The sequence below is a fragment of the Vibrio sp. CB1-14 genome, from assembly GCF_040412085.2.
Lineage (GTDB): Bacteria > Pseudomonadota > Gammaproteobacteria > Enterobacterales > Vibrionaceae > Vibrio > Vibrio chaetopteri.
On the sequence record NZ_CP115920.1, the window covers coordinates 2,823,683 to 2,843,689 of the forward strand.

Sequence of the window (20,007 nt, forward strand, 5' to 3'; positions counted from 1 at the left end):
TAGGAAACCCAGCGTCAGTTTTGTGGTCTTACTTACCAATTATAAAGGAGTTACCTCACCAGCATGTTGAAACGTACCCGCTCGTTGCTTTGCTTATGTATTGCAGCCACATTATCTACTCCCCAAGTGTCGTACGCCGAAATGGATCTGCCCGATATCGGCACGGCTGCGGGTGCAACCCTAACCATAGATCAAGAGCTTATCTATGGCGATGCCTACATGCGTATGATTCGTGCCAGCTCACCCATCATTAACGACCCTGTGCTCAACGAATACATAGACTCGGTTGGACATCGCTTAGTCTCCAGCGCTAACGATGTGAAAACGCCGTTCACTTTCTTTATGATCCGCGATCGAAACATCAACGCATTTGCCTTCTTTGGCGGATATGTTGCGCTTCATTCAGGCTTATTTCTGCATGCTCACTCAGAAAGTGAGCTTGCCTCTGTTATGGCGCACGAAATTGCCCACGTGACCCAGCGTCACCTGGCACGCAGAATGGAAGACGAAGCACGCCGCTCTCCGGCAACGGTTGCCGCGCTAGTAGGTTCACTACTGCTCGCTATCGCTGCCCCTCAAGCAGGCATGGCGGCGCTAACGGCAACAACCGCAGGCTCAATGCAGGCTTCTATCAACTACACCCGTAGTAACGAAAAAGAAGCAGACCGTTTTGGCATTGCCACCTTGGCGCGCGCTCAATTCGATGTGAATGACATGCCTCGCTTTTTCGGCCGCCTCGCCGATGAATATCGATACGCCAGTAAGCCACCACCAATGTTGCTGACTCACCCATTGCCAGAAGATCGTATTACCGATACCCGTGAACGTGCTCAGGCTTACCCACCGCTGCGTGTACAGCCATCAATCAGTTACCACTTGGCTAGAGCACGCATTGTTGCTCGCCATGCGGGCATCAAATCCGATGCGGCAATGGATTGGTTTAAGCGTACCGCCAGAAAGGCACCACCGAAAATTCAGAACTCGTTTGAGTATGGTAAGGCGTTGGTCTATCTCGACACGAACCAGCTAGACAAAGCCGAAGCAATACTCGATAAATTGCTCGAACATGATCCGAACAACAACTTCTATCTTGATGCAGCATCAGATCTTTACATCGCGAAAAAGCAGCCTGAAAAATCAGTCAAACTGATGGAAAGCTCACTCAAGGTCAAACCGAATAATGCGGTTATCACTATCAACTATGCCAATGCGCTGCTTGAAAGTGACAAAACGGATGAGGCTATCAAGGTATTGCAGCGCTTTACCCACGATAGGCCAAAAGACACCAACGGCTGGCACTTGCTATCTGAGGCCAATATTAAACTGGGTAACAGTGCAGAAGACTTGGCAGCACGCGCTGAACTTATGGCGTTAAACGCTCAGTGGGATAAGTCGATTCAGTTCTACTCGCAGGCCAGCCAACTCGCCGAACTCGGAAGTTTAAAACAAGCTCGCTATGACGCACGAATAGACCAACTATTGGTCGCCCGTGACCGTTTCATGGCACTACAATAAAAACAGAAAGGAAACCTTATGTCAGTCACCATTTTTCATAACCCACGTTGCTCAAAAAGCCGTCAAACACTATCGCTATTAGAAGAAAAAGGCATTGAGCCAGAGGTTGTGAAGTATCTAGACACACCGCCAACGGTTGAAAAGCTAAAAGAGATCTTTGAACAGCTTGAATTAGAAAGCGTGCGTGCGATGATGCGTACCAAAGAAGATATCTACAAGCAGCTCAACCTCGCTGACCCAAGCTTGACCGATGACCAACTATTCCAAGCGATGTTTGAGAACCCTAAGCTTATCGAGCGCCCAATCGTCGTGACTAACGGCAAAGCCAAACACGGCCGCCCACCAGAGCAAGTGCTTGAGATCCTATAATGTCTTGCCAAATATTGGTGTTGTACTATAGCCGTCATGGGAGTACCCAACGGCTGGCTCGCGCCATAGCCCGCGGTATTGAGTCGATAGAGGGCTGCGAAGCGCTGCTGCGAACCGTGCCAGAGCTGGAAGGTGAGCGAGAATCACAAACCGATGCTATCGCTACTCTCGCCGAGTTAAAAGCTTGTGATGGGCTCGCGATGGGAAGCCCAGTTTGGTTTGGCAATATGGCAGCGCCATTAAAACATTTCTGGGATCAAACCACCTCGCTTTGGCTCAGCGGTAGTCTCATCGATAAGCCGGCTTGTGTGTTCACTTCATCATCATCGATGCATGGCGGACAAGAAAGCACGGCTATGAGTATGATGCTGCCGTTACTGCACCATGGCATGATGCTGATGGGGATTCCTTATAGTGAGCCAAAACTTCACTCGACCACCACTGGCGGCACCCCATACGGTGCTTCTCATGTAGCGAACAACGGTGTACAGCTGAGCGAAGAAGAGTACACGTTAGCGACGGCGCTTGGCCAACGATTGGCGTCCACCGCAAGCAAGCTAAAAAACGCTAACTAAAAACTAATCTGTATCAAGGACTAGGTACAATCGATGAGCCGTAATTCCCCAATCAACACTGCAAACATGCGCGCCTTTGCCCTAAGTGCCAACTTTGCCCTGCTCTTTTGGGTAGGCTTATGGCACGGCTATTTGTCGCCGCACCCGCACATCAACCCGTACGCTTTAACTGTGGCCTGGTTGATCCCTTTGCTGCTACCTCTGCCAGGCATACTAGCGGGGAAACCTTATACCCACGCTTGGGCAAACTTTGTGTTGATGCTGTACTTTTTACATGCGCTGACTCTGCTATACGCCGATGAGGGCGAGCGATGGCTAGCTCTTGCGGAGCTAATTCTCACCAGTTTCGCCTTTGTAGGTAATACCGTTTATGCTCGCCTGAAAGGCCGAGACATGGGATTGAAGCTACCTAGGTTGTCATCGGTAGAAAAGAAAGAGCGAGAGCGCTTTGGAAAATAGCAAAGCACTCGTAGAAATGAGTTGAGTCATTGAAGAGTTTAGCGATAAATACAAAAAGGAGGCATCATGCCTAATGCCGATCAGTTAACAACTAAATGATCGGTTGAACGATCCATTCAAAGTGTCAAAATCCGAGTGTATTCAATGCACTCGGATTTTTTTTATGTTTTTAAGACAGGCTCTTAACCAAGTTCATCAATTCTCTGCAGAGCAACTTTCGGGTTTATCTGATCTGCTTTCTCCAGAACTCATTTCCCAGTGTTTGGAAGATACAGGAATTACGACTATTCGCAGACGAAGGTTACCAATGGAAATGATGGTTTGGAGTGTTGTTGGGATGTCTCTGTATCGCCATTTGTCCATGGAGAAGGTCGTCTCGAAGCTGGATATTCTTCTCCCAGGTAAGAAGCCATTTGTTGCTCCGAGTGCAGTAATTCAGGCAAGACAAAGGCTGGGCTCCGATGTCATGAAATCCGTCTTTACTCAAACGCAGAAACTATGGAATGACAAAACGCCCCACCCAGACTGGCATGGTTTAACACTTCATGCGGTCGACGGTGTAGTCTGGCGAACCCCTGATACTAAAGACAATGATGAGCGCTTCAGTCGAACTCGGAATCAAAAGTGCTCGTCCGAATACCCTCAGGTCCGAATGGTCTGCCATATGGAGCTGACAAGTCACCTTCTAAATAGTGCATCGTTCGACTCTACATCAAAGAGCGAAGTGGACTTAACTACGGAGCTCATTGAGCGCTCTCCCGACCATAGCCTAACTATCTTCGATAGAGGTTTTTACGCTCTAGGACTATTGCACCGTTGGCAGACAACAGGGTAGAGAGGCATTGGCTTATTCCAATGCGTAAAGGAGCTCAATACACAATGCTTCGCAAGTTAGGGCGTGGGCAAGAGTTGGTCGAATTAAAGCTATCCCCTCAAGCTAGGAAAAGTGGCACGATGCACCAGAAACACTGGAAGCTCGATTGATAACTAAGACTATTAAGGGTAAGGAGGTACGGTTGTTAACCTCGATGACTGACCCCTTGCGCTACCCAGGAAAAGACATCTCAGAGCTTTATGGACATCGATGGGAGATAGAGTTGGGTTATCGAGAGATGAAACAATATATGCTTCAAAACAACCTGACTCTAAGAAGCAAAAAGCCCGAACTAATAGAACAAGAACTGTGGGGGATGCTGTTGGCCTATAACTTACTTCGGTTCTTAATGTGCCAAATGGCCTACGACCAAAACAAGGTAATGCCTTACCAGATAGGCTTTAAACAAGCTTCGTTGTTCTTAATAGGACAGTTACAACTCCTTCCTGCCGTCGCACCTGGAAGAATCCCGGAGGTGATGAACTATATCCTAGATATGGCTGAGAGTTTTACGTTGCCAGAAAGGCGAGATAGGAGCTATCCAAGAGCGGTAAAAAGAAGGCCCAGTCGCTATGCGACTAGGCCTTCTAAAAGGTGTTAGCTTCTTAACTTACAAGCATTAGGCATCATGCCTCCTTTTTCAATGGGATAACGAAAGTTATTGTTACCGTTTAATACAGCCACTCAAAGCTAAGTTCAGGCTGCGCCGGCTTTCCCACCTCGGTCACACCTTCAGTCACAAATTCTTCGGTCACTGTATCGACTGGCGCTACCGCACTCTCACTCTGTTCAACTGCCAAACCTTGTTCTGATGCGTTTGCCTCTTCCGTTGCTAGCACTTCGCTGTCTTGAACGGGCGCTTGCACTGGAACCTCGACTGGTGCTTGCTCAAGTTTTTTCACCAAACCCAATTTCAGTACTTCTTCTTCAAACGCTTCTAGTGAGCCAAGCAGAGACACACGCATTGTCACAACATCACCACTCACTTCAGCTACATCGACTTTAGCTGTTGAGGCTAAGCGGCCAAGAGCACGCTCAAGTGTGAAAAAGGCATCTGCACTACTCATGCGTGAGAAAGACACGGTAACCATGCCTGCACTCTCTCCAAGCGTCGTCGCTGCATTTTGAGAGGCATAGTAATCGCTAATCTCATCAATAGCGCTAGCCATAGCCAGTTCACCGGATGTTGAACCCGTCACTGGCGCTAGTGTATTTCTACCTAATTTGTCTGGCGTTTGGTCGTACAGGGTGTAGCGAAGATTATTGCCTTGCAGACGAATCACCGCAATAGCATCAACCGGGTAGCGCGCCGTTGCCTCGGCAATAGGGTCGACAAACCCACCCCAAAGATCCGTGGTTTGGATCCCTGTGATATCGTCAAAGTCACCAATTGGGAACGTAATTGGCAACCCGCGGCGATTCGCTTCTTTTTTCAGCTGGCTAGCGGCTTGTGAGTTACTATGCTCCCAAACGATTGTGCGGTCATAGCCACTGTCTTCCACCAGCCATACCATGACATTCTTACGATCAACAGGCCATGACGGTAAATCAGCTTGCGTCAGTAGCGTATTGATTTGCTGGCTATTGAAGCTCAAGCGCATCGCCTGCTCACCATCCACTTGAGTGTAACCAAGCTGAGTAATGTATTGAGAGCTCTTACCTAATGCCTTTTTGACAACCGGGTTGGACGCTGCATTGAGATCGCCACTGGCCTTAATCAACACCTCTAACATGCCTTTTTGGCGTGCCAATTCATCGGCATTCGGCTGCTGGGCATCCACCACTACTTCCGTCGAATAGATATCGACTTTTGTCAACGCATACGCTGGCAAAGCACACGCGGCGGCCAACAACCAAGCTAAATAACGCATAAGCATCCTAAATTACAAACAGATAAGCGGAAATGATAAGCAAGTATGCGTTTTGGAGCAAGCTCACTACTTCAAGGTTTGGTCAATAAGTGGATTTACTGGCTCGCATCTATGGATCAAATAGTAACTCACTCAAGCTATTGAGATTCAGGCTACAAAAACGGCGTTCTCTTTAACTAGATCATTAAGTAAACGATTACAAGATGCTAGAATCCCATCCGTTTTGCTTAACTCTTTTTGACTTGCTTGGAAAATCATTATGAAAACGATCTTACAAGGCTCGCAAATGCTGTTTGTCGCATTTGGCTCCTTGGTACTCGTACCCCTTTTAACCGGTCTCGATCCTAACGTAGCACTATTTGGTGCAGGTGTCGGCACCTTACTGTTTCAATTAGTAACACGCCGCAGTGTGCCAATCTTCCTTGCCTCTTCGTTTGCTTTCATCGCGCCGATTATGTTTGGTGTGCAGACTTGGGGTATCGGTGCCACCATGGGAGGCCTAATGGCTGCGGGGGTCGTCTATGTCCTTATGGGGGCACTAATCAAAGTAAAAGGCGTGGAAATCATTCACAAGCTACTACCGCCAGTCGTTGTTGGCCCTGTAATCATGGTTATCGGTCTGGGTCTTGCCCCTGTCGCGGTAAACATGGCACTTGGTAAAACAGGTGATGGTGCCGTTCAGCTTATCGATGGCAACGCAGCACTGTGGATCTCTGCAATCTCTCTTATTGTGACCGTTGGTGTCAGCGTGTTCGCAAAAGGCTTCCTTAAACTTTTACCTATCGTAAGTGGTATTTTGGCAGGTTACGTAACGAGCCTCTTCTATGGTGTGGTTGATTTCACTCCTGTTGTTGAAGCATCTTGGCTATCGCTACCTAACTTCACTGCGCCAGAATTTAACATCAACGCGATTTTGTTCATGCTGCCAGTTGCCATCGCTCCAGCGGTTGAACACGTGGGTGATATGCTAGCTATTTCAAACGTAACCGGTAAAGACTACCTGAAGAAACCAGGTCTTCACCGCACAATTGCAGGTGACGGCGTGGCTACGATTGCAGCATCTTTGGTCGGTGCGCCGCCAAATACGACTTACAGTGAAGTAACAGGTGCTGTAATGCTGACTAAAGCATTTAACCCGGTAATCATGACATGGGCTGCTGTCACCGCTATCGTGCTTGCACTAGTTGGTAAGCTTGGTGCGATTCTACAAACCATTCCTGTTCCAGTGATGGGCGGCATCATGATTTTGCTATTCGGTTCTATCGCAACTGTTGGTCTGAATACACTAATCAAAAACAATGTGGATCTGCATAAATCACGCAACCTAGTGATCGTTGCGATTACCTTGGTATTTGGTATCGGTGGTATGGCATTTGGTATTGGTGACTTCAGCCTTCAAGGCGTGAGTCTGTGTGGTATTGTTGCGATTATCCTCAACCAGATCCTGCCTCACGATCTTGGTGAGAACAAGGTTGTCGATAACGCTCAAATGGAAGACTAATTCCTACTGATACAAAAAAGGCTGACCAGTTGTCAGCCTTTTTACTATTTCCTATTTACAAGCAGAAAGTCGGAACTTATAGCGTACCGAAGATCTTGTCACCCGCATCACCTAGACCAGGTACGATGTAGCCCTTGTCGTTTAGGCATTCATCGATAGCGGCTGTGTATAGCTCAACATCAGGATGTGCTTTTTCTAGTGCTTCGATACCTTCTGGTGCAGCAACCAATACTAGAACTTTAATGTGCTTACAGCCTTTCTCTTTTAGAAGGTCGATAGTCGCGATCATTGAACCACCCGTTGCTAGCATTGGGTCAACAACAAGAGCGATACGCTCGTCAATGTTTGATGCTAGCTTGTTAAAGTATGGCACTGGCTCAAGTGTTTCTTCATCACGATAGATACCAACCACACTAATACGTGCGCTAGGCATGTGCTCAAGAACGCCGTCCATCATACCAAGGCCTGCACGCAGGATTGGCACTACGGTCACTTTCTTGCCTTTGATTTGGTCAACTTCAACTGGGCCGTTCCAACCTTCAATCGTTACTTTCTCAGTTTCAAAGTCTGCTGTCGCTTCGTACGTTAACAAGCTACCCACTTCCGTCGCAAGCTCGCGGAAACGCTTGGTGCTAATGTCCCCTTCACGCATCAAACCAAGCTTGTGTTTTACTAGGGGGTGTTTAACTTCAACAACTTTCATTTCCAACTCCGGCAAAATTTCACAAAACCTGCAAATTATACATGGTTTCTTTAACTATTTCAGTTAGCAATGTGGGCAAAGTGGTATTTGTACGCAATAAAATGTCACAACAGACTGTAAATACACAGATTGATGCTTCGAGGAAATAGTTTGTATTTTCTTACGCAAACGTTTTCCTTTTTGGATAAACCCCTGTTAGAATAGCGCCGCTTTCACATCCATTTATTTATCGAGGACTGTCCCGTGAGCGGAAACAACACTTCCCTAAGCTATAAAGACGCTGGTGTAGATATTGATGCAGGTAACGCATTAGTTGACCGTATTAAAGGCGCGGTTAAGCGCACTCGTCGCCCTGAAGTAATGGGAGGCATCGGTGGATTTGGTGCTTTATGTGAGTTGCCAACAAAATACAAACACCCGGTATTGGTATCTGGTACTGACGGTGTAGGTACTAAACTGCGCCTAGCCCTAGACATGAACAAGCACGACACCATCGGTATCGACCTGGTTGCTATGTGTGTGAACGACCTGATTGTTCAAGGTGCTGAGCCGCTATTCTTCCTCGACTACTATGCAACGGGCAAGCTTGACGTTGATACTGCAGCTGACGTGGTATCCGGTATTGCCGAAGGCTGTATCCAAGCAGGCTGTTCACTCATTGGTGGTGAAACTGCAGAAATGCCAGGCATGTATGAAGGTGAAGACTACGACGTTGCAGGTTTCTGTGTAGGTGTCGTTGAAAAAGAAGACGTCATCGACGGTACAAAAGTCGCTGCTGGTGATGCACTTATTGCCGTGGGTTCAAGCGGCCCACACTCAAATGGCTACTCGCTTATCCGTAAGATCCTAGAAGTATCTGGCGCAGATAAAAACGAGAAACTAGGTGAGCGCACTATCGGTGAGCACCTACTAGAGCCAACTAAAATTTATATCAAATCAGCTCTTAAGATGATCGCTGAACACGATATCCATGCCATTTCTCACATTACTGGCGGCGGTTTCTGGGAAAACATCCCACGCGTACTGCCAGAAGGCACTAAAGCTGTTATCGACGGTACTAGCTGGGAATGGCCTGCTATCTTCAACTGGCTACAAGAGAAAGGCAACGTTGATACGTTCGAAATGTACCGCACTTTCAACTGTGGTGTAGGTCTTGTTGTTGCTCTTCCTAAAGCACAAGCAGATGCAGCGGTTGAACTTCTAAAAGCAGAAGGCGAGAACGCATGGGTTATTGGTGAGATCGCAACTGCAGAAGCTGGTGAAGAGCAAGTAGAGATCAATTAATTTCATGAAGAATATCGTTGTTTTAGTTTCAGGTAATGGAACCAACTTACAGGCCATTATTGATGCCTGTGAGTCGACTATCTCGAATGCGAAAGTGCGTGCTGTTTTTTCTAACAAAGAATCGGCATTTGCACTGGAACGTGCGCGTAATGCTGGCGCCGAGGCGGAATTTCTCGACCCTAAGCTAAGCGAAACACGAGAAGCATTTGATGCTGAATTGATGCGTCGAATCGATGTGCACAATCCTGATCTATTAGTACTAGCGGGCTATATGCGTATTCTTAGTGGTGAGTTTGTTCGTCACTATATGGGTCGAATGATTAACATTCACCCATCATTATTGCCTAAGTATCCAGGTTTGAATACGCATCAACGTGCGATCGATAACTGCGATGAACACCACGGCACCAGTATCCACTTCGTTACAGAAAAGCTGGATGGTGGGCCGATTGTTCTGCAGGCGAAGGTCCCTGTGTTCGATGACGATACGGTTGAAACACTAGAGCAACGAGTTCAAAGCCAAGAGCATAAGATTTACCCATTGGTAGTGAAATGGTTTGTCGAAGATCGCTTGGTCATGGATGGAAGTAGAGCCCTATTAGATGGTGTCGCTCTTGGGCCACAAGGCTATGCAGACAAATAGCTAAACCACGATACGGCTGTATAAACCAATCAAAAAAAGCGAGTGATGTTCATCACTCGCTTTTTCATTTTTCTAACCACGTTTTAAGAACGGCATAGCTGTACGAACTACAACGGCTCTATAGGTGCTTGGCTTTTGGGCTTAGCTTCTGCAAATTCTACGTCTACAAGCTTATCCACATTACCACCAACACGCTCACCAAAGTGGAACAGGTTATATTCTCCTGGCTTCATTCGATGCCACGTTTCATTACCTGTTAACGGCTGAGTTGCCACGACCGAAACAACATCATTCGGGGTCGTCTCTTCTTGAAAGTTAATCGTGACATCTTCATCCAATAAAGTTGCTTTACCAAACGGTGCTTTTCGCGTAATCCAATAAAGGTGATTGGTGCAATAAGTCATGACGTATTCACCATCACTCAGCAGCATGTTATAGACACCAAGCTCCCTTAGCTCGTCGCAACATTCTGCTACGTAGGCGAACATTGCCTCCATATCTTGCGGTGGCTCTGGAAAGCGCAGTTCTAGCTTTTGAAGCAACCAACAAAACGAGAGCTCGCTGTCCGTTTCACCCACGGGTCGAAAATGCCCCGTATTAAGTTTCTGGTAATCCGTTAACTGACCGTTGTGAGCAAAGGTCCAATAACGCCCCCACAACTCTCGAGTAAACGGGTGGGTGTTTTCCAAATTCACTTGGCCACGGTTGGCTTGTCGGATATGACTCACCACAGATCGACTTTTAATCGGATAGCTTTGTACCAGCTCAGCTATCTTCGAATCGCAGCTTGGCTGCGGATCTTTAAAGGTGCGAAAACCTTTCCCTTCATAGAAGGTGATCCCCCAACCATCTTTGTGAGGGCCAGTATTACCGCCCCGTTGAATTAGACCGGTAAAGCTAAAACAAATATCTGTTGGCACATTGGCGCTCATGCCAAGCAATTCACACATTGAGTTCCCTACTCTTTTGATTCCTAGTTGTCATCACAATAGCAAGCGGCTATTCCATCTCTTTTTCAACCAGCTGGATGATGATGTGGATGATTTTAATATGGACTTCTTGAATGCGGTCAGCGTAACCAAAGTGTGGTACGCGAATTTCAATATCCGCCAGACCCGCCATTTTACCGCCATCTTTACCCGTTAAAGCAATGGTTTTCATACCTTTTGCTTTCGCCGCATCTATCGCCTTAAGAATATTACCAGAGTTACCAGACGTTGATAGACCAAACAGCACGTCACCACGGCGACCTACTGCTTCTACGTAACGAGAAAAGACAAAGTCGTATCCGAAATCGTTACTCACACAAGAAAGGTGGCTAGGATCAGAAATCGCAATACCAGCGTAACCCGGACGGTTTTCACGATAGCGACCCGTCAACTCTTCAGCAAAGTGCATGGCATCACAGTGCGAACCACCATTACCACAAGACAGCACTTTACCCTCTTGCTTAAAAGAATCAGCGATCATCTTCGCAGCTGCTTCAATCTGAGCAATGTTGTGGTCGTCACTTAAGAATTTATTCAGTACTTCAGCAGCTTCAGTTAGCTCATTTCTAATCAAGTCTTGGTACATAGTGTTGTTCTCTTTGTTTTTTCGCCATACCTATGCGATGGCTGTTGATTCTGAGTTTACCTATAAACCGTCAACTCTGTCGATAGATGGCATATGACCACGGCACCAATTTCATCATTATTGTTGCTCAAATTGACCTTTGGCAGACAAAGTGCTGCCTAGGCCGCTTATTTTGCAATCAACTAGAGCAATTACTTGACAGATTTTACATCTGTGCAATATTTTAATTACAATTATTACTGGTACGACCTCTTACCTTCAACGTACAGATAAGAGTCAGTGCCACCGCAAACTGACCCAAAACAACAATAAGTACCTAGATAAAGGAACCATCATGGACATCTTGCTCTCTCTCGTCGCCTTACTCGGCGCTATTGGTATCAGCTTTTATCAACGAGCGTCGCTGGCAAAATCCCTTTTGTTAATCACCTCAGCAATGGTGCTTGGCACGCTACTGAGTGTATTCGGTGCTATCTCATGGGCGCTCTATATCGCCACTGTGGCCGTGCTGTGTCTACCATCGATTAGACAATCACTTGTCTCTGCTAAAGCGCTCGCAATGTTCAAAAAAGTCCTCCCTGCTATGTCGCAAACCGAGAAAGAAGCTCTGGATGCAGGCACGGTTTGGTGGGAAGCGGAACTATTTAAAGGTAAGCCTGATTGGCAAAAGCTGCAAAACATCACTCCATCAAAGCTCACAGAAGAAGAACAAGCTTTTCTAGACGGCCCTGTCAATGAAGTGTGTGCGATGATCAACGATTACCAAATCACCCACGAACTGGCGGATCTTCCACCAGAGATTTGGCAATACCTAAAAGACAATAAATTCTTCGCGATGATCATCAAAAAGCAGTATGGCGGTCTTGAATTTTCCGCTTACGCACAGTCTTGCGTGCTGCAAAAACTGTGTGGCGTATCGAGCGTTGTCTCGTCAACAGTAGGCGTGCCGAACTCATTAGGTCCAGGTGAGCTTCTGCAGCACTATGGCACAGAAGAACAAAAAGACTACTACCTGCCAAGACTTGCCCTTGGTAAAGAGATCCCATGTTTTGCCCTAACCAGTCCAGAAGCGGGCTCTGATGCGGGCTCGATTCCAGACTTTGGCGTCGTGTGTAAAGGTCAATGGGAGGGCAAAGAAGTATTGGGTATGAAGCTCACTTGGAACAAGCGTTATATTACCCTCGCGCCAGTAGCCACTGTGCTGGGTCTTGCTTTCAAACTGAGAGACCCTGACGCTCTGTTAGGTGACAAAGAAGATCTTGGCATTACCTGTGCTCTTATCCCGACTCACCTAAAAGGAGTGGAAATCGGAAATCGCCACTTCCCACTTAATGTACCTTTCCAGAATGGTCCAACCCAAGCTAACGAGCTCTTTGTTCCGATCGATTTCATTATTGGTGGCCAGAAGATGGCCGGCCAAGGCTGGCGCATGTTGGTAGAATGTTTGTCTATTGGCCGTGGTATCACCCTGCCATCAAGCTCAACGGGTGGCATCAAGACTGCGGCTCTCGCAACCGGCGCTTACGCTCGCATTCGTCGTCAATTTAAACAGCCTATCGGTCACATGGAAGGCATTGAAGAGCCACTAGCACGCCTAGGTGGCAATGCGTACGTGATGGACGCAGCAAGTCACCTAACCGTGACAGGCATCGACCTAGGGGAAAAACCATCGGTTATCTCCGCCATCGTTAAATACCACTGTACTCATCGAGGACAGCGCAGCATCATCGACGCGATGGACATTGTTGGCGGTAAAGGTATATGTCTTGGTCCTTCAAATTTCCTCGGTCGTGGCTACCAAGGCGCGCCCGTAGCCATTACGGTAGAAGGTGCCAATATCTTAACTCGCTCGATGATCATCTACGGTCAAGGTGCCATTCGCTGTCATCCTTACGTGTTGGAAGAAATGGAAGCCGCTCACTCAACGGCTTCAAATGCCGTGAACAAGTTTGATAAAGCATTAGCCGGTCACGTTGCCTTTACAGTGAGTAACCTAGTGCGCAGTTTCTGGCTAGGTCTAACCGATGGTCGTGGTTCTTCTGCACCCCATAAAGATGTCACTACACGTTACTACCAACAGCTCAACCGTTACAGCGCGAACTTAGCTCTACTATCGGATGTCTCCATGGCCGTACTTGGCGGCTCACTGAAACGCAAAGAGCGCTTATCTGCTCGCCTAGGCGATATCTTGAGTCAGCTTTACCTAAGCAGCGCAACGCTTAAACGCTATGACGTTGAAGGACGCAACAGTGAAGATTTACCTATGCTGCACTGGGGCATGCAAGATAGCTTGCTGCAAGCCGAGCAGGCATTGGATGACTTCTTAGCGAATTTCCCGAACAAAGTCATTGGCCGTCTATTGCGCATAATTGTTTTACCGTTTGGCACAGTACGTAAAGCGCCGTCTGACAAACTAGACAGCCAGGTTGCGCGTATTCTGCAAACTCCTAGCGCAGCACGTACCCGTTTAGGTTATGGTCAGTACTTCGAACCAACTGAGTACAATGCGGTTGGTCGCATTGAGCAAGCGCTAGACATAATTCTACGCGCCGAGCCTGTGTTTACTAAAGTGTGTAAAGCCATTGAGCAGCGTCGTCCATTTACCCAACTGGATAAAATAGCGGCAATTGGCTTAGAGAAAGGCATCATTACTCAAGAAGAAGCACAGCTGTTGACCACAGCAGAAGCGCATCGTCTATACACCATTAACGTTGATGACTTCTCACCGGAGGAACTGGCAGCAAAGCCCGTTTATCCAGCAATGGAGGAAGTTGCGTAATCGCTGATTAACGTACAAACAAAACAAAGCCAGCAAGGGAAACCTTGCTGGCTTTTTAATTGACAACTTTTGGTATATAGCTTTCAGTGTATCGTTTTTTAGTCTGTCGCTATTTGGCCAAGGCTAATATCAACCTGGCATTTTCAACTGCATTTCTGGCAACGACGCTTTAATGACTCTGCGGCGTCTGACGAACCACCAAATCAAACCACCCACCACAACCAACACCACATTACCCACCGCGATCGCGATGATGGCGTTTTGACGCACCTGTTGGCGATGTGCCAATACCTGTGCTTCTTGCTCCGCTTTTTTCCTTGCCTCACGGGCTGCCTGCTGCATTTGCTCCGCTTTCGCAAGATCAATAGTGCCCACTACACTAAAGGTACGATTTGGCAACTCAAACACTAGAGGTCGTCCGGAGGCCGATTCATTGGCATAGACGTTACCAGACCAGCTATAAGTACCGATTTGATCGCTATCGTGAAACGACACTACCATGTCATTTTTATCTTTATCTGCTTGACTCTGAGCGACGCTTTGGCTGTCATCTGGCTGTTGCAGTTCAATCGACGCGGCAAGCGAGCCGGTCTCCAAAGTCGCAGGTTCACCGCGGACCACTACCTGATGCGGACTCTCACCTTCCCCTTGAACAAAGCGTGTGACAAATGGTGTTGGGTAGATAAAGACTTCTTGTTCAAGCGCGCGCAAGAACACACCGTTGCCAGTGGTAATTCGAACGTTATATTTTCCCGGCTCGACCGAGATAGGCAACTCTACGGTAAACACACCGTCACCGGAGCGCTCATCTAACCCCTCACCACTATCAAAGAACTCGCCAATGACAATAGGCACCGGCGCTATCTTTTCACTCTGCTGGCTATTTTTCTGGGTCTGCTCTTCTAGATAACGGGTCATCACCACGCGAAGGTTAACCCTATCAAGAATGTTTTCTACAATTAGTGGCTCATCGTCACTCATCAACCGAGCGGTGAACTTTAGCTTTTCGCCTTGATAAATACGTTGAGGGAGTGTCTCTGCTTTGAGGCTTAACTGAGAAATGATTTGAATATTATTTTTCGGACTTACTTTGCCGATCGCCTGCCACGGCCCCGGCATAGGGCGCTCGATAGTAATCACATCAACCGTAGGCTCTTCTATCCAGCGAACATGAGACGGGTGACGCCAAGCATAGTATTTTTTACCATCGGGTCTAACGAGTGTGACAGGCTTAGAGCGCTCTTGCCGATAGACTAAGAAAGTAATCCTATCGACGGTTTCATCGACCCGAAAGCGGTTTTCGAGAAAAGGCATTGAGGATTCACTCGCGACCGCACCCACTGTCAGCAACAACCACATGGCTATCGCTAGCATTATCCTCTGCATGACTCTCTCCTACTGACGCCAGAGACAACTGCCGCCTTTTTCAACGATATCTAAACGCGCACTGTGCGCATCCAATTCATCGGCAGAGGCCATCAAAACCTTTAATGATTTTCTTGAAGATGTGAGGCGCTTAATAGATTCGCCATCAGCATCACTGCCATCTGACCGCCCCGCATTAAACTGCATTGACGTTTGACCACCGGTCATCGCCAGATAAACATCAGCCAAGATCTCCGCATCGAGCAATGCGCCGTGGAGAATACGTGCCGAGGTATCGATGGTGTAGTGTTTTGCCAAAGAATCGAGGTTTTTTCTCGCCGGCATATTGGCCATGCGCTTTGCCATGGCAAGGGTATCGGTGACCTTACAATATTGGTCGGTGGTGCCTATTGAGGCATCCAACATTCCGAACTCATTGTCCATAAAGCCCACGTCGAAGGGCGCGTTGTGCGCCACAAGCTCTGCGCCTTTTATGAAGTCTAAGAATTCTTCATGCACTTGCTTGTAAACCGGCTTGTCGAGTAGAAACTCATCGGTAATACCGTGAACGTCAATCGCATCAGGCTGGATTGGCATGTCAGGCTTAAGATAAACGTGAAAGTGACGACCAGTCAGTTTGCGATTGATGATCTCAACAGCACCAATTTCAATGATGCGGTGTCCCATATAGTGAGGACCACCCTCACGATTCATACCCGTGGTTTCGGTATCGAGTACCACGATTCGGCGCTGTTCTGGATTGTGACTGGTATTCATGGCGTTTTGTATGTCAGACTATGTGGATAAACGTTCAAGACTCTATAGTATCAAATCATGACGAAGCAGGTTGAAATTTTCACAGACGGCTCTTGTTTAGGCAACCCGGGCCCTGGCGGTTACGGCATTGTGCTGCGTTACAAGCAGAATGAAAAGACCCTAGCCAAAGGCTACACACTCACCACCAATAATCGTATGGAAATGCTGGCCACCATCGTCGCATTGCAAGCGCTTAAAGAGCCGTGCGAAGTGATCCTTACCACCGACAGCCAGTACGTGCGTCAAGGTATTACGCAATGGATCCATAACTGGAAAAAACGTGGCTGGAAAACCGCGGACAAGAAGCCAGTGAAAAACGCTGACCTTTGGAAAGCGCTCGATACCGAAACGGCGCGTCATACGGTTGATTGGCGCTGGGTTAAAGGTCACGCAGGTCATCGTGAAAATGAGATGTGTGATGAGCTTGCCAGAGCGGCGGCGGAAAACCCAACCGAAGAAGATACCGGTTATCAGCCTAGCTAACGTACGTCACCAGACTGCTGTTTATCTGCGGTTCGGTAACTGACGCTTGCGGGCGTCAGTTTCTTTTTCAAGCGCCAGTGCGGTTTGATCGGTTTTAGCGGATAGGTACGCTTTCTCGCGACGATAAAATATAAACTGCCCATTGGCGATGCCCAATCACCCATACTGCTCTCTAGCCAAGTCCACATCGTGCGATAACGTTTCATTGGAAACAACGCATAGGTGTCGGCATACACGACTTGGTAATTAAGTACCCCAAGCCAATCTTTAATGCGACCCGGCGTGAACATGCGGCCACTCCAAGGAAAATTGTTTTTACGCCATGGCATCAAGCTTGCCAATCCCGTAAAGCTCATGGGATTGAACCCGGTCAAAATCAAATAGCCATCATCCATCATCACCCGATCAACTTCGCGCAGTAAACGATGTGGATCTTCCGCATACTCAAGTTGGTGCGACATCACTATCGCATCAAAACTCTTTTCTAAAAATGGCAATTCGTAGCGGTCAGCGATAACATTGTGAAGAGGGTTTTTAACATCAAGATTAACTTGATGCTGAATATTGCAATTGCAGCTGGTTAACTCGCAGCTCAAACCACCTAACTTAAGTAAGTGGTAACCAAATAACTTAGGGCACCACTCGTCAAGGCGCGTTTGAATCGACTCTGATACCCATTGCCCATTGGCGAGTTCATCCCAGGAATGAGGATGGTCTACTTTTTTCTTGCTGCGAGCTGGTTTCATATTCGGGCAATCTCCCAAACCGAACTGGAGAAACAACAATGTTACATATCAAAAGCATACCTGCATTTAATGACAATTACATCTGGCTTATTCAAAATAACCAAAACTTGTGTGCCGTTGTCGATCCAGGCGACGCAGAGCCCGTAATTAACTACCTAGAGCAGCACGAGCTTGAGCTTGTAACTATTCTTGTGACCCACTATCATTGGGATCATACCGGCGGTATCGCCAAACTGATTGAGAAATATCCTTCTATCAGTGTCATTGGTCCTGAACACTCTGCTACTGAACACCTGACCCATAGGGTAGCCGAAGGTCACCGCATTAACCTTTTCCACGAAGAGTTTCTAGTATTGAACTTGCCTGGCCACACACTCGATCACATTGGTTATGTCGGTGATGGTAAGCTATTTTGTGGCGACGTTTTATTCTCAGCCGGTTGCGGGCGCATTTTTGAAGGCACGCCAGAGCAAATGTACAACTCACTGCAAAAGCTCACGCTTCTCCCGGAAGAAACCGAAGTGTACTGTACGCACGAATATACGCTGAGCAACCTCGCTTTTGCGCTAGCCGTTGAGCCGCATAATGAGTTCTTGCACCAATATCGCGATGACGCGAATCAGAAAAGAGCCAAAGGACTTCCGACTTTACCTACATCAATTGCCGTGGAAAAACGCATCAACCCGTTCTTGCGTACCACGCAAACCGAAGTTGTGAACTCGGTAGCAAATCGTAGTGCGAATAATGATCCTTTAGCCACTTTTACCGCATTACGTGAGTGGAAGAACGAATTTTAACGTTTTGCTGCTTGTTTGGCCCAACGCCTATTAGTATTATGCTCAGCCGTTCAAGTAAGAGGTTGTAGCAAACACAATGCATAAGAAATACAGTTGGGCATTTGCCCTGTTGCTGGCTGGTTGTCAAATGACTCAGCCAGATACAAGCAGCACCACAACAGAGCCAACCAACTCTCCTGCAGAAACAGCGACAACTAAAACAACAAAGCCCGTTTCCGTTAACACTCCTGAAGTAAAACCTGCATCGAAAGCACTCACGCCTCAACAACAAGAGGACGTTTGGAAGCGTATCGCGATGCAGTTGGAGATGGAGATCCCGGATAATGCGAAAGTCGATTACTATCGCAAATGGTACATCAAGCACCCTAATCACTTAAAAACGGTCTCGCAGCGCGCTAAACCGTTTTTATATCTCATTACTGAAGAGATCGAAGCGCGTGATTTGCCGCTTGAACTGGCACTACTTCCTATCGTAGAAAGCTCGTTTGATGCGTTTGCATACTCACACGGTAGTGCAGCGGGATTGTGGCAATTTGTTCCAGCCACTGGCAAAGCGTTCGGCCTAGATCAAACTTACTGGTTTGATGGTCGCCGCGACGTAACTCTGTCGACCAATGCTGCGCTCGATTACCTGACACAGCTTAACCGACGCTTTGACGGTAACTGGAATCATGCGATAGCGGCCTACAACAGCGGCGGCGGCCGAGTCTCTAGCGCGATTCGAAAAAATCGCAATGCAGGTAAACCTATCGACTTCTTCTCGCTAGATCTACCGAAAGAGACCAGTGGCTACGTTCCGAAACTGTTGGCTTTGGCTGATATTCTCGCCAACGCAGAGAAATACGGTGTTGATATCCCTGCGATTCCAAACCAACCCGCTCTTGAACTTGTCGAGCCAAATGAGCAGCTTGATCTAGCGATTGCGGCAAAGTATGCGGGTATCTCAGTGAAGGAGCTACAGAGCTACAACCCAGCATACAACCAATGGGCAACGGCACCAAATGGTCCACAAACCCTACTGCTGCCGGTCAATAGCGTTGAAAAGTTCCGCGTTGAGCTGGAGAAGAACCGTGGCAAAGGTATGCGTCTAGTACGCTACAAGGTGAAATCAGGTGATTCACTCAGTGTTATTGCTCAGCGCCACCAAACCACCACTAAAGTTGTTCGCAACGCGAATGGCCTAAGCAACAATAATATCCGCGCTGGTCAATACTTGTTGGTGCCGACGTCAACCAAAGACGATTCCACATACAGTTTGAGTGCGTCAAATCGCCTAGCCAAAACACAATCTACCTCACGCGGTAACTACAAAGTCACCCATAAGGTAGAAAGCGGTGATAGCTTGTGGTCGATTGCGAAAGCGAACAAGGTGTCACACCAGTCATTGGCAAAATGGAATGGTATGGGACCAAGAGACACATTGCGTGTTGGTCAAGAGTTAGTGATTTGGAAGAGTGCTAGCGATGGCGCTATCATTCGCACCATCTTTTACTCGGTTCGCAGCGGCGACACCATTAGCGGTATTGCTCACAAATTTAAAGTACGCACCAATGATGTAGTGAAGTGGAACAGCCTTCAGAAAAATAAATACCTTAAACCAGGTCAGAAGTTAAAACTGTACGTTGACGTCACTAAAACCAGCGCCTAACCGT

At 47.5% G+C, this 20,007-nt stretch carries 18 protein-coding genes and 1 pseudogene; 12 read left to right on the forward strand and 7 right to left on the reverse strand.

The genetic code is table 11. From position 1 onward, the window contains the following. Window positions 1–63: 63 nt before the first annotated feature. From PG915_RS12835 to PG915_RS12855, 5 genes and pseudogenes are all read left to right on the forward strand, one after another. A complete protein-coding gene (locus PG915_RS12835) occupies window positions 64–1,515 on the forward strand; it encodes a M48 family metallopeptidase (protein WP_353496865.1) in 1,452 nt (483 codons plus the stop codon). Window positions 1,516–1,533: 18 nt separating this feature from the next. After that, window positions 1,534–1,884 (forward strand): arsenate reductase (glutaredoxin), encoded by a 351-nt coding sequence (arsC, locus tag PG915_RS12840; RefSeq protein ID WP_112459673.1) that lies wholly within the window; start codon window positions 1,534–1,536, stop codon window positions 1,882–1,884. After that, window positions 1,884–2,459 carry an NAD(P)H:quinone oxidoreductase gene (gene wrbA / locus PG915_RS12845; protein WP_353496866.1) on the forward strand — a complete coding sequence of 192 codons (576 nt, stop codon included), beginning with the start codon at window positions 1,884–1,886 and terminating at the stop codon, window positions 2,457–2,459. The genes arsC and wrbA overlap by 1 nt, the downstream gene beginning before the upstream one ends. 33 nt (window positions 2,460–2,492) lie before the next feature. Continuing rightward, window positions 2,493–2,918, forward strand: a complete 426-nt coding sequence (locus tag PG915_RS12850; RefSeq protein ID WP_353496867.1) for a DUF2069 domain-containing protein — start codon at window positions 2,493–2,495, stop codon at window positions 2,916–2,918. A gap of 163 nt (window positions 2,919–3,081) precedes the next feature. Beyond that, window positions 3,082–4,393: pseudogene (locus tag PG915_RS12855) on the forward strand (IS4 family transposase). Window positions 4,394–4,463: 70 nt separating this feature from the next. On the opposite strand, the gene PG915_RS12860 reads toward PG915_RS12855, so the two are convergent. Further along, window positions 4,464–5,663, reverse strand: coding sequence for a DUF2066 domain-containing protein (locus PG915_RS12860; protein ID WP_353496868.1), 1,200 nt, complete (start codon window positions 5,661–5,663; stop codon window positions 4,464–4,466). Window positions 5,664–5,922: 259 nt separating this feature from the next. Between PG915_RS12860 and PG915_RS12865 the strand changes: the two genes are divergently transcribed. Then, window positions 5,923–7,164 (forward strand): uracil-xanthine permease family protein, encoded by a 1,242-nt coding sequence (locus PG915_RS12865; protein WP_353496869.1) that lies wholly within the window; start codon window positions 5,923–5,925, stop codon window positions 7,162–7,164. Window positions 7,165–7,240: 76 nt separating this feature from the next. Here PG915_RS12865 and upp read toward each other — a convergent pair whose 3' ends face one another. After that, complete coding sequence (gene upp / locus PG915_RS12870; protein ID WP_112459669.1) at window positions 7,241–7,867, reverse strand: uracil phosphoribosyltransferase; 627 nt, start codon at window positions 7,865–7,867, stop codon at window positions 7,241–7,243. Window positions 7,868–8,110: 243 nt separating this feature from the next. Between upp and purM the strand changes: the two genes are divergently transcribed. Both purM and purN read left to right on the forward strand, forming a co-directional pair. Then, window positions 8,111–9,151 carry a phosphoribosylformylglycinamidine cyclo-ligase gene (gene purM / locus PG915_RS12875; RefSeq protein ID WP_353496870.1) on the forward strand — a complete coding sequence of 347 codons (1,041 nt, stop codon included), beginning with the start codon at window positions 8,111–8,113 and terminating at the stop codon, window positions 9,149–9,151. A gap of 4 nt (window positions 9,152–9,155) precedes the next feature. Then, window positions 9,156–9,794 carry a phosphoribosylglycinamide formyltransferase gene (purN, locus tag PG915_RS12880; RefSeq protein ID WP_353496871.1) on the forward strand — a complete coding sequence of 213 codons (639 nt, stop codon included), beginning with the start codon at window positions 9,156–9,158 and terminating at the stop codon, window positions 9,792–9,794. 107 nt (window positions 9,795–9,901) lie between these two features. Here purN and PG915_RS12885 read toward each other — a convergent pair whose 3' ends face one another. Continuing rightward, window positions 9,902–10,744, reverse strand: coding sequence for a class II glutamine amidotransferase (locus PG915_RS12885; RefSeq protein ID WP_353496872.1), 843 nt, complete (start codon window positions 10,742–10,744; stop codon window positions 9,902–9,904). Between the two features lie 49 nt (window positions 10,745–10,793). Beyond that, the gene (lpcA, locus tag PG915_RS12890; RefSeq protein ID WP_353496873.1) at window positions 10,794–11,369 is read right to left on the reverse strand and encodes a D-sedoheptulose 7-phosphate isomerase; all 576 of its coding nucleotides are present in this window, start codon (window positions 11,367–11,369) and stop codon (window positions 10,794–10,796) included. Window positions 11,370–11,703: 334 nt separating this feature from the next. On the opposite strand from lpcA, the gene fadE reads away from it, so the two are divergent. Beyond that, entirely contained in the window at window positions 11,704–14,148 is a 2,445-nt protein-coding gene (fadE, locus tag PG915_RS12895) for an acyl-CoA dehydrogenase FadE (protein ID WP_353496874.1), read from the forward strand. A gap of 129 nt (window positions 14,149–14,277) precedes the next feature. On the opposite strand, the gene PG915_RS12900 is transcribed toward fadE, so the two are convergent. Both PG915_RS12900 and dnaQ read right to left on the reverse strand, forming a co-directional pair. Further along, a complete protein-coding gene (locus PG915_RS12900; RefSeq protein WP_353496875.1) occupies window positions 14,278–15,534 on the reverse strand; it encodes a TIGR03503 family protein in 1,257 nt (418 codons plus the stop codon). Window positions 15,535–15,543: 9 nt separating this feature from the next. Then, complete coding sequence (dnaQ, locus tag PG915_RS12905) at window positions 15,544–16,290, reverse strand: DNA polymerase III subunit epsilon (RefSeq protein WP_353496876.1); 747 nt, start codon at window positions 16,288–16,290, stop codon at window positions 15,544–15,546. A gap of 57 nt (window positions 16,291–16,347) precedes the next feature. Between dnaQ and rnhA the strand changes: the two genes are divergently transcribed. Further along, on the forward strand, window positions 16,348–16,812 hold the full coding sequence (rnhA, locus tag PG915_RS12910; protein ID WP_353496877.1) for a ribonuclease HI: 465 nt from the start codon (window positions 16,348–16,350) through the stop codon (window positions 16,810–16,812). On the opposite strand, the gene PG915_RS12915 is transcribed toward rnhA, so the two are convergent. After that, entirely contained in the window at window positions 16,809–17,558 is a 750-nt protein-coding gene (locus PG915_RS12915; protein ID WP_353496878.1) for a class I SAM-dependent methyltransferase, read from the reverse strand. The two genes, rnhA and PG915_RS12915, sit on opposite strands and share 4 nt — an antisense overlap. Window positions 17,559–17,596: 38 nt before the next feature. On the opposite strand from PG915_RS12915, the gene gloB reads away from it, so the two are divergent. Next, window positions 17,597–18,355, forward strand: coding sequence for a hydroxyacylglutathione hydrolase (gloB, locus tag PG915_RS12920; protein ID WP_353496879.1), 759 nt, complete (start codon window positions 17,597–17,599; stop codon window positions 18,353–18,355). A gap of 76 nt (window positions 18,356–18,431) precedes the next feature. Next, window positions 18,432–20,003, forward strand: a complete 1,572-nt coding sequence (locus tag PG915_RS12925; protein WP_353496880.1) for a lytic transglycosylase — start codon at window positions 18,432–18,434, stop codon at window positions 20,001–20,003. The last annotated feature ends 4 nt before the right edge of the window (window positions 20,004–20,007 follow it).